Origin of the sequence: Stenotrophomonas sp. SMYL86, from assembly GCF_036320025.1 — a bacterium.
GTDB classification, from domain to species: Bacteria; Pseudomonadota; Gammaproteobacteria; order Xanthomonadales; family Xanthomonadaceae; genus Stenotrophomonas; species Stenotrophomonas maltophilia_A.
This window is the reverse complement of sequence record NZ_JAWIRU010000021.1, coordinates 75876-85531: the sequence shown is the minus strand read 5'-3', so window position 1 is coordinate 85531 and position 9656 is coordinate 75876. Positions and strand designations below refer to the sequence as shown.

The following is a 9656-nucleotide window of genomic DNA, read 5'->3' as shown; positions in this document are numbered from 1 at the left end:
TCGACGTTCGTGTGCGGGATGGGGATCGCTCGACTCGTCTGTCGGCTAGTATCCGCAGATGCATGCTTGACGGTCCCTCCACCCTGGCTCCTACATACCTCGTAGGAGCCGGGAGGAACATACAAGCCGGGAGGAACATACAAGATGCTCGACCGCTTTGCGCGAACGGCAGTCGAGCAAGCTCGACTCTACAAAGGCCCGCGTGCAGCATGACGGCCGGTAGCACCAGGCAGGCTCCGCCGGACATGGCCCGGCGCTACCAACAAGAAACCCCGGCGCTGGCCGGGGTTTCTTGTTGCGACAGAACTGACCGGTTCGATCAGAAGTTCATGTCGAAGGCGACTTCGCCCTGCACGCCGACCTGGTAGGCCGAGACGCGGCGTTCGAAGAAGTTGGTCAGCTCCTGCACGTCCTGCAGCTCCATGAACGGCAGCGGGTTGCGCACGTTGTACTTCTTTTCCATGCCCAGCTTGGCGAAGTGCTGGTCGGCACAGTGCTGCAGGTACTGGCGCATGTCGCGGGTCGAGATGCCGGCCACGCCGCCGGACAACACGTCCTCGGCGAACTGCACTTCGCATTCGATGGCTTCGGCCAGCATGTCGTAGACCTGCTGCTTCATCTCGTCGTCGAACAGGTCCGGTTCTTCCTCACGCACCACGCGCACCGACTCGAACGCGAACTCCATGTGCGCGCTCTCGTCGCGGAACACCCAGTTGGTGCCTGAGGCCAGGCCCGGCAGCAGGCCGCGCGAACGGAAGTAGTACACGTAGGCGAAGGCAGCAAAGAAGAACAGGCCTTCGATGCACGCAGCGAAGCAGATCTGGTTGAGCAGGAACTGGCGGCGCTCGGCACGGGTCTCGATGCGCTTCAGGTCCTGGATCGAGTCGATCCACTTGAAGCAGAAGTCGGCCTTCTTCTTGATCGAGTCGATGTTCTCCACCGCGGCGAAGGCTTTGACGCGCTCTTCCGGATCCGGCAGGTAGTTGTCGAGCAGGGTCAGGTAGAACTGCACGTGCAGCGCTTCTTCGTACAGCTGGCGCGACAGGTACATGCGCGCTTCGGGCGCGTTCAAGTGCTGGTACAGGTTCAGCACCAGGTTGTTGGACACGATCGAGTCGCCGGTGGCAAAGAACGCGACCAGGCGGTGGATCAGATGGCGCTCACCCGGCGACATCTTGCTGTGCAGATCGGTGATGTCGATCTGGAAGTTGATCTCTTCCACCGTCCAGGTGTTCTTGATCGCGTTCCGGTACATGTCATAGAACTGCGGGTAGCGCATCGGGCGCAGGGTCAGTTCAAAACCGGGATCGAGCAGCATCTGCTTGGGCTTGTCGGCCATGGGTGTTTCCTTGTCTTCTCGGGTCAAAACGCCGGGCATGGCCGGCTTTTTGTGTGTTTTTTCCTGCGCGCGCCCCCGCCCCCCCCCCCACCGCGGGGGCCCCCCCCCCCCCCCCCCACGGCCGCTTTTATTGGCAGGCCTCGCAGGCTTCCGGGTTTTCCAGCGAGCAGGCGATGGCTTCGTCCGGGCTGAACACCTTGGCCGGGGCTGCGCTGCTGACCGTGGTCTTGGCGATCTTGGTGGCCGGGCGCGAACGCAGGTAGTAGGTGGTCTTGATGCCCTGCTTCCAGGCGTACATGTACATGGAGGACATCGCGCCGATGTTCGGGCTTTCCATGAACAGGTTGAGCGAGGCCGACTGGTCGATGAAGGCACCACGCTCGGCGGCCATGTCGATCAGCGAACGCATCGGCAGTTCCCACGCGGTGCGGTAGACCTCGCGCAGCGTTTCCGGAATCTGTGCCACGCCGGCGATGGAGCCTTCGGCCAGCTTGATGGCGTCGCGCATGTCGGCGGTCCACAGGCCCAGCTTCTTCAGCTCGTTCACCAGGTAGCGGTTGACCTGCAGGAAGTCACCGGACAGGGTCTCGCGCTTGAACAGGTTGGACACCTGCGGCTCGACGCACTCGTAGCAGCCGGCGATCGAGGCGATGGTGGCGGTCGGCGCGATCGCGATCATCAGCGAGTTGCGCAGGCCATGCTCCTTGATGCGGGCACGCAGGGCATCCCAGCGCGCGGTGTCTTCCGGCACCACGTTCCAGGCGTCGAACTGCAGTTCGCCACCGGCGGCGCGGGTGTCGTTGAACGACGGGTGCTTGCCGCGTTCCTGGGCCAGCTCGCAAGAGGTTTCCAGCGCGTGGAAGTAGATTGCTTCGGCGATCTTCTTCGACAGGGCGCGGGCTTCGGCGCTGTCGAACGGCAGGCGCTTGCGGAAGAACACGTCCTGCAGGCCCATGCAGCCCAGGCCGACCGGACGCCAGCGCAGGTTGGCGCGGCGGGCGGTTTCGATCGGGTAGAAGTTCAGGTCGATGACGCGGTCGAGCTGGCGCACGGCCAGGCGCACGGTCTCGGCCAGCTTCTCGAAGTCGAACTCGTTGTGCTCGTCGAAGTGGTTGCCCAGGTTGATCGAACCCAGGTTGCACACCGCGGTTTCATCGTTGGAGGTGACTTCCAGGATTTCGGTGCACAGGTTCGACAGGTGGATCACGTTGCCCGGACGCAGGGTCTGGTTGCTGGCGCGGTTGCACTTGTCCTTGAAGGTCATCCAGCCGTTGCCGGTCTCGGCCAGCGTACGCATCATGCGGGCGTACAGCTTGCGCGCGGAGATGGTGCGGTTGGCCTTGCCCTGGGCTTCGGCCTGCAGGTAGGCCTGCTCGAAGGCTTCGCCGAACAGGTCGGTGAACTCCGGCACGACGCGCGGATCGAACAGCGACCATTCCTGGTCGGCCTCGACGCGCTTCATGAACAGGTCCGGCACCCAGTTGGCCAGGTTCAGGTTGTGCGCACGGCGGGCTTCGTCACCGGTGTTGTCACGCAGCTCGAGGAAGTCCTCGACGTCGGCGTGCCAGGTTTCCAGGTAGACGCAGGCTGCGCCCTTGCGCTTGCCGCCCTGGTTCACCGCGGCCACGGACGAATCCATGGTCTTCAGCCACGGCACGATGCCGTTGGAGTGGCCGTTGGTCGACTTGATCAGCGAACCACGCGAACGCACGCGGGTGTAGCTGACGCCGATGCCGCCGGAGAACTTCGACAGCTGGGCGATGTCGCCGTACTTGGAATAGATCGACTCCAGCGAGTCCTGCGGCGAATCCAGCAGGAAGCACGAGGACAGCTGCTCGTGGGTGGTGCCGGAATTGAACAGGGTCGGGCTGGACGGCAGGTAGTCCAGGTTGCCCATGCGCTTGTACAGCGCCAGGGTCTCGGATACATCCTCGCTCAGCGCGCTGGCAATGCGCAGGAAGAACTGCTGCGGGGTCTCGATCACCTTGCGGGTGTGCGGATGGCGCAGCAGGTAACGGTCGTACAGGGTACGCAGGCCGAAGTAATCGAAGTTCAGGTCCAGCGAGATGTCGATGGCATCGTTGAGCTTGCGCGCGTTGGTCTGCACGAAGTTCAGCAGGCGGTCGTTGATCAGGCCGACTTCATGGCCACGGCTGACCGACTGCGAGAAGGCGTAGATTTCCTGGCCCGAGACTTCCTTGGCGATGTAGTTGGCCAGCAGGCGCGCAGCGAGGCGGCCGTACTCGGGCTCTTCACCGATCAGCAGGGCGGCGGTGCGGATGGACAGTTCGTCCAGCTCGCGGGTGGTGGCGCCGTTGTACAGGCCGGAAATGGTGCGGGTGGCCACGCGCATCGGATCGACGGCGTGCAGGCCTTCGGAGGAACGCTGCACCGCGCGCACGATCTTGTTCAGGTCCACCAGTTCGGTCGTGCCATTGCGCTTGGTCACACTCATCGCGTTGGCCGTCGGCGGCGACGTCAACAGGAATTCGCTTTCCTTCTCGATGGTGGCGCTGGATTCGGTGGTCACGGCGTGTGTCCTCTTGGCGTGATTGGTGGGTGCTCGATGCATCGGGTGACGCAGCCCGGGACATGACAGCCCAGGATGGCAGGACGGCGTCGCAGGGGATGAGACCCTGCGCCTGCCACTGCCGTTGACGATCGCGGATGGGTACCCCGGGCACCCCCTGGAATTGGGGTTGCTGCGACCGACGGCCACAAGATAGTGGGGGTAATGGGGTCCGTCAACGCCAAATGTAGTGAAATTCGGCAATCCCTTGCGCCGCAAGGATCGTGCCATCGGCGCCCGGATCAGACGCTTCAGACCTGCCGGAACGGGCTGCGCAGTCAAGCCCGAAAGGCGTCATCGCGGTGGTACAACGCACCGCGAAAACGGAACAATGACAGCTTCACATGACAGTGATGAAACTGGCTAGGGACAACCCTGTGGATAGCTGGTGGGCAGCCGGTGGGAATCCGGTGGACGGGTGACTTCCGGCCGGTGACGCCCGCGCGCTGGCAGCGGATGCTGGCCGCTCGCTCCCGGAAAAGGATGCTCCGATGCACCTGCGGTTGCCCGCGCTGGCCCTGCTGCCTGCCCTGTTCATTGCCCCGGCGCTGGCCGCCGAAGGGCCGGACCTGCGTTCGGACCAGTGCGGCATCCATACCGACTACGACGTGCTGGTGGACAGCGGCGGCATCTGGCTGCGGCATGGCCCGCAGGCGCCGCACGAGGTGGTGTTCCACGATGGCGTGCTGAGCCTGGACGACACGATCGTGCCGGTCAGCGAGGCCGACGCCGCCCGCCTGCGGCAGATGGAGGCTGGGGCGCGGCAGCTGATGCCGGCGGCCACCGCGCTGGCCCATGAAGTGAGTGGGCTGAGCTTCGACGTGCTCGACGGGGTCTATGAAAGCCTCACCGGTACCGCCAACAGCCGCAAGGTCCGGCGCCTGCGCCGGCAGGCCGATGACTGGATCGGCGGCACGCTGGGCAAGGGTTACTGGGAACAGGCAGTGTTCGGGCCGGGCTTCGAGGCCAAGGTGCAGGACATGGCCGAGTCGCTGTCCGCGTCCATCGCCCGCAGCGTGCTGTGGCAGGTGTTCACCGGTCGCAGCGATGCGATGGAGGAACGCGCCGACCGCCTGGACGCGCAGATGGAACAGCAGCTGGAAGGCCGCGCCGAGCGCATCGAGGCCCGCGCGCAGGCGCTGTGCCCGCTGGTGCAGTCGCTGGCAGACGCCCACGACGCGCTGGAGGTGCGCTACCAGGGCCAGCCACTGCGGCTGCTGGAGCGCGGCGAGAGCGTACGGGTAGAGCACGGCGATGGCTCGGGCCTGCATGTGTCGGCCGGGCCGGATGAGCGGCCGCGTGGGAACGCCGTGGCGCCGACCCGGTAACCGCGCGGCGGATGCCGGCCAGCGGCCGGCACTACCGGAACCCTGGCCGGCAACGCATTTACCTGGGTGGCGCCCTCACGCCCGGTGCGGGGTACCCAGGTACTCGGCGCTCTGCATCTCGATCAGGCGCGAGGCGGTGCGCTCGAACGCGCCCTGCAGGCGCTGGCCGGTGTACAGCTCGATCGGCGAGGTACTGGCGGTGCAGACCAAGTTGACGTGGCGGTCGTACAGTTCGTCGATCAGGTTGACGAAGCGGCGCGCGGCATCTTCGTTCAGGCGATCGAAGGCAGGAATGCCGCCCAGCAGCACGGTGTTGAACTCGTGGGCGATCTCGATGTAATCCGACGGGCCACGCGGGCCTTCGCACAACGCGGCGAAATCGAACCAGGCAATGCTCTTGCCACGGCCGCGCACCGGGATCTTGCGGCCTTCGATCTCGATGTTGCCGGGCTTGGCCGGCTGGCCGCCGCTCAGTTCGTTCCAACGCGTGGCCAGCCACTCATCACTATCGGCGGCCAGCGGTGCGCGGTACACCGGCGAGCGGGTCAGCGCGCGCATCCGGTAATCCTCGGTGCCCTCGGCGTACAGCTCCACGCAGAAGCGCTGCAGCAGGCCGATGGCCGGCAGGAAGCTCTCGCGCTGCAGGCCGTTGAGGTACAGGTTCTCCACCGCCGTGTTGGAGGTGGTCACCAGGGTCACGCCTTCGGCGAACAGGCGCTCCAGCAGCCGTGCCAGCAGCATCGCGTCGCCGATGTCGGTGACGAAGAATTCGTCCAGCACCAGCACCCGCAGGTTGCTGCGCCATTCCTGGGCGATCTTCGCCAGCGGGTCGCTCTGCCCCTGGTGCTCGCGCAGGCGCTCGTGGACGCTGCGCATGAAGCGGTGGAAATGCGTGCGGTACTTCTGTTTGATCGGCAGGCCGTCGTAGAACAGGTCGACCAGGAAGGTCTTGCCACGGCCGACGCCGCCCCAGAAGTACAGACCCTTCACCGGCTCGGGCTTCTTCCAGAACGAGGACAGGCGGTCCAGCCAGCCGTCTTCGGCGCTGTCGACCAGGCCCAGGTGGATGCGGTCCAGTTCGGCCAGCGCTGCGTGCTGGGCCGGGTCGTTCTGCCAGTCGCCACGGGCAACCCCTTCCGCGTACCGCTGCGACGGGGTCAGCTCGGTTGCACTCATGCCGCTGCGCCCAGCCAGTGCTTGACGCCGTGGGTCAGCGCGCCGCGCAGGTCGATCAGCTTGCGGTGGAAGAAATGGCTGGTCTCGGGCATGCGCACCAGCTCATGCGGGACGTCCAGCGTGTCCAGCCACTGGTAGACGGCCTGCGGGTCGACGATCTCGTCCTGCTCGCCCTGGATCACCAGCCAGCGGGCCGGCGGCGCGATGCCATCGAAATCCCAGCGGCCGGCCGGCGGTGCGATCGAGATCAGCGCTTCCGGCTGCAGCGCGGCAGCCGCCTTCAGCGATACGAACGAGCCGAAGCTGAAACCGGCCAGCCACAGACGGTCGTCGGGGCGCTGGCTCTGCACCCAGGCGGCGACGGTCTTCAGGTCATCCTGCTCGCCCACGCCGTGGTCGAACTCACCGGCCGACGCGCCGACGCTGCGGAAGTTGAAGCGCACCGTGGTGATGCCCAGCTCGCGCAGGGTGGTGGCGGTCATGGTGACCACCTTGTTGTGCAGGGTGCCGCCTTCGGTGGACAGCGGATGGCAGATGATGGCCACGATCGGCTGCGCCGGCACATCGGCCTTGGGCAGGTCGACGACCACTTCCAGCGGGCCGGCCGGGCCGGCCAGTTCGAGGCAGGCGGTTTCGCCGGGGGCGACGGGGAACGAAGGCTTGTGCATGGCACCATGATACCGTCCCCTGCCCCTGCCCTGTGCCCGCCCCATGCTCTACCTGTCCTTGGCCGTGATCTGCAGCGTGCTGGTTTCGGTGTTGTTGAAGGTGGCCGGACGCCGCCAGCTGGATGTTTCGCAGATGGTCACCTGGAACTATCTGGTGGCGGCAACGCTCACCGCCGTGGTGCTGCAGCCGCCGCTGGACGCACTGCGCGCGCCACATGCCCCGTGGCTGTCGCTGCTGGCACTGGCGGTGGTGCTGCCATCGATCTTCCTGGTGCTGGGCCGCGCGGTGGCGGTGGCCGGCATCGTCCGCAGCGACGTGGCGCAGCGCTTGTCGTTGCTGCTGTCTTTGGCCGCCGCCTTCCTGTTCTTCGGCCAGACTGCGACGCCGTGGAAGCTCGCCGGTCTCGGCCTGGGCCTGCTGGCGATGGTGGCGATCAGCCTGCGCCCGCGCGGCCCGGCGGTGGCGTCCTCACCCGGCGGCTGGGGCTGGCTGCTGGGCGTCTGGGCCGGGTTCGCGGTGGTCGACGTGCTGCTCAAGCAGGTGGCGCTGTCCGGCACGCCGTCGATGGCGGCGGTGCTGGCCAGCTTCAGCGTGGCCTTCGTGCTGATGCTGGCACTTCAGCTGTGGCGGCACGCCAGTGGCCGCAGCCGATTGGCCTGGCGCAACCTCGGTGCGGGCGCGCTGCTGGGCCTGCTCAACGGCGGCAACATTCTTTTCTATGTGCACGCGCATCAGTCCATGCCGGAGAGCCCGGCCACCGTGTTCGCCGGCATGAACATCGGCGTGGTGGTGCTGGGCGCGCTGGTGGGCGTGTTCGCCTTCGGCGAGGCCACCACGAAGTGGAACCGCGCCGGGCTGGCGCTGGCGGTGCTGGCGATTGGATTGATCGCCTGGGGCTGAGCCCGGCCTCGGGGTCAGAGCCCATTCCGTTGGAATGGGATCCGACCCGGCGCTGGGCGTTATTTATCGAAACCCAGCAGCAGCGGATCGTGGTCGGAACTGCGCCACGGGCCCTGCACGTTGCGGCCCTGGTAGCCGCTGGCGTCCTGTTCGTCGGCATTGCTGTGCCACTCGGCGGCACCGCGCAGGCGCTGGGCCATGCCCGGGCTCAGCAGCGCATGGTCGAGGCGGCCGGTATAGCCGTTGTAGACGTAGCTGTAAGGATGCTCGACCTGGGCGACCTTGAATGCGTCCTGCCAGCCCAGGTCATGCAGGGTGCGGATCGGGTCTTCCATCGCGTAGGCGTTGAAATCGCCCAGCAGCACCACGTCCTTCACCTTCAGGCGGCCAGCTTCGGCCTGCACCCACTGGTTCAACTGCTTTGCCGATTCCACCCGGGTGGCATTCCAGCAACCCTGGCCATCGTTGCGGTCGGCATCGCCGCCGTTGGCATCACGGCAGCCCTTGGACTTGAAATGGTTGGCGACCACCATGAACGGTGCGCCCTTGCCCTGGAAGGCCTGCGCCAGCGGTGCGCGGCTGTGTTCGGCGAACGGACCGTCGGTTCTGGTCAACGGCTTGCCCAGCGGCTTGAACGCGCTCCTGCGATAGATGATGCCAACCCGGATCGGGTTGCTGCCCGGCCCCTCGCCGGCATCGACGAAGGCCCACTGCTTGTCGGCGGCAAGACCGGCGTTGAGGGCGCTGACCAGTTCGGCGATGGCCGACTGCGGGCCATAGCCATCGTTTTCCAGTTCCATCAACGCGGCGATGTCGGCACCGAGCGCGTTGACCGTGGCCACCAGCTTGCCGACCTGCGCCTTGTGCTCTTCCAGCGTGCGCGCGCCGCGCAGGGTCGGGAAGCCACCGCCCTGGCCATCGCCATTGAAGAAGTTCTCCAGGTTGAATGCAGCGATATGCAGGCTGCCCGGCACCGTCGGCACCGCCGGACGCTTCAGCTCGGGCAACGTGAGTGCACCCTCGACCTGCAGGCGCGGACGGCCCTGTGCGTCCACGTGCACGACACCTTCCACATTGCGCAGCTGCATGCCGGTGCGCAGCACCGGGTTGGCTGGCAGGTAGGCCACGCTGGCCGGGTCGCGGGCTTCGCTGCCGTCGTCCAGCAGCAGGCGGCGGCGCTGGTTGTCGGCCATCACCTGCTCATAGCCGGCAGTACCCGGCGCGGCCACTTCGGTCGGCTGCCAGAGGCGGCCATCGAAGGCCACGGTGAGCTGCCCAAAGCGCTCCAGGCCATCGGTGCCGGCCAGGGTGAGCGGTGCGGCGATGCGCACGCGCTGGCCATCCAGCGCACGCCAGTCGGCCGGCGCGGTGGTCAGCACCACGGTGGCGCTGCTGCGCGCGGCGGACGGCGACGCGACCGGTGCGGCCTGCGGCTGGGCCTGGGCAAAGGCGCCGGCCGGCAGCAGCAGGGACAGGGCAAGGACGAGGGAACGGCGGCGCATCGACGGGCGACTCCATGGAAGAGGCGCACAGACTAACCCTGAAATACGAAACCCCGCCTGCGGGCAGGGTTTTGACCTTGGTGGGCAAAGCCTGGGGAGTGCCGGCCGCTGGCCGGCAACCTCATGACCTTCAAGCCATGCGTGGTTGCCGGCCAGCGGCCGACACTACCGGT

The 9656-nt window shown here is 66.5% G+C and carries 7 protein-coding genes; 2 read left to right on the top strand and 5 right to left on the bottom strand.

The window, feature by feature from the left end; translation table 11 throughout:
* Positions 1 to 319 precede the first annotated feature (319 nt).
* Together V3B64_RS18770 and V3B64_RS18765 are read right to left on the bottom strand one after the other, a co-directional pair.
* Positions 320 to 1339, bottom strand: coding sequence for a ribonucleotide-diphosphate reductase subunit beta (locus tag V3B64_RS18770; RefSeq protein WP_008264781.1), 1020 nt, complete (start codon positions 1337 to 1339; stop codon positions 320 to 322).
* Positions 1340 to 1466: 127 nt separating this feature from the next.
* Positions 1467 to 3869 carry a ribonucleoside-diphosphate reductase subunit alpha gene (locus V3B64_RS18765; RefSeq protein ID WP_032128210.1) on the bottom strand — a complete coding sequence of 801 codons (2403 nt, stop codon included), beginning with the start codon at positions 3867 to 3869 and terminating at the stop codon, positions 1467 to 1469.
* A 530-nt stretch (positions 3870 to 4399) separates the two neighbouring features.
* Between V3B64_RS18765 and V3B64_RS18760 the strand changes: the two genes are divergently transcribed.
* Positions 4400 to 5236 carry a DUF2884 family protein gene (locus V3B64_RS18760; RefSeq protein WP_329914686.1) on the top strand — a complete coding sequence of 279 codons (837 nt, stop codon included), beginning with the start codon at positions 4400 to 4402 and terminating at the stop codon, positions 5234 to 5236.
* A gap of 75 nt (positions 5237 to 5311) precedes the next feature.
* On the opposite strand, the gene zapE is transcribed toward V3B64_RS18760, so the two are convergent.
* Both zapE and V3B64_RS18750 read right to left on the bottom strand, forming a co-directional pair.
* Entirely contained in the window at positions 5312 to 6412 is a 1101-nt protein-coding gene (gene zapE / locus V3B64_RS18755) for a cell division protein ZapE (RefSeq protein ID WP_032128212.1), read from the bottom strand.
* Positions 6409 to 7080, bottom strand: a complete 672-nt coding sequence (locus V3B64_RS18750) for a CocE/NonD family hydrolase (RefSeq protein ID WP_049462815.1) — start codon at positions 7078 to 7080, stop codon at positions 6409 to 6411. Before V3B64_RS18750 ends, zapE begins: the two co-directional genes overlap by 4 nt.
* Before the next feature lie 43 nt (positions 7081 to 7123).
* Here V3B64_RS18750 and V3B64_RS18745 point away from each other — a divergent pair, with 43 nt between their 5' ends.
* The gene (locus V3B64_RS18745; protein ID WP_032128214.1) at positions 7124 to 7981 is read left to right on the top strand and encodes an EamA family transporter; all 858 of its coding nucleotides are present in this window, start codon (positions 7124 to 7126) and stop codon (positions 7979 to 7981) included.
* A gap of 59 nt (positions 7982 to 8040) precedes the next feature.
* On the opposite strand, the gene V3B64_RS18740 is transcribed toward V3B64_RS18745, so the two are convergent.
* Positions 8041 to 9483: an ExeM/NucH family extracellular endonuclease gene (locus tag V3B64_RS18740; protein ID WP_329914685.1), complete on the bottom strand. Its 1443-nt coding sequence runs from the start codon at positions 9481 to 9483 to the stop codon at positions 8041 to 8043.
* Between the last annotated feature and the right edge of the window lie 173 nt (positions 9484 to 9656).

Coding starts and splice junctions, on each gene's coding strand:
- V3B64_RS18745 (WP_032128214.1), top strand. CDS start 7,124: ATGCTCTACCTGTCCTTGGCCGTGATCTGCAGCGTGCTGGTTTCGGTG.
- V3B64_RS18770 (WP_008264781.1), bottom strand. CDS start 1,339: ATGGCCGACAAGCCCAAGCAGATGCTGCTCGATCCCGGTTTTGAACTG.
- V3B64_RS18750 (WP_049462815.1), bottom strand. CDS start 7,080: ATGCACAAGCCTTCGTTCCCCGTCGCCCCCGGCGAAACCGCCTGCCTC.
- V3B64_RS18740 (WP_329914685.1), bottom strand. CDS start 9,483: ATGCGCCGCCGTTCCCTCGTCCTTGCCCTGTCCCTGCTGCTGCCGGCC.
- zapE (WP_032128212.1), bottom strand. CDS start 6,412: ATGAGTGCAACCGAGCTGACCCCGTCGCAGCGGTACGCGGAAGGGGTT.
- V3B64_RS18760 (WP_329914686.1), top strand. CDS start 4,400: ATGCACCTGCGGTTGCCCGCGCTGGCCCTGCTGCCTGCCCTGTTCATT.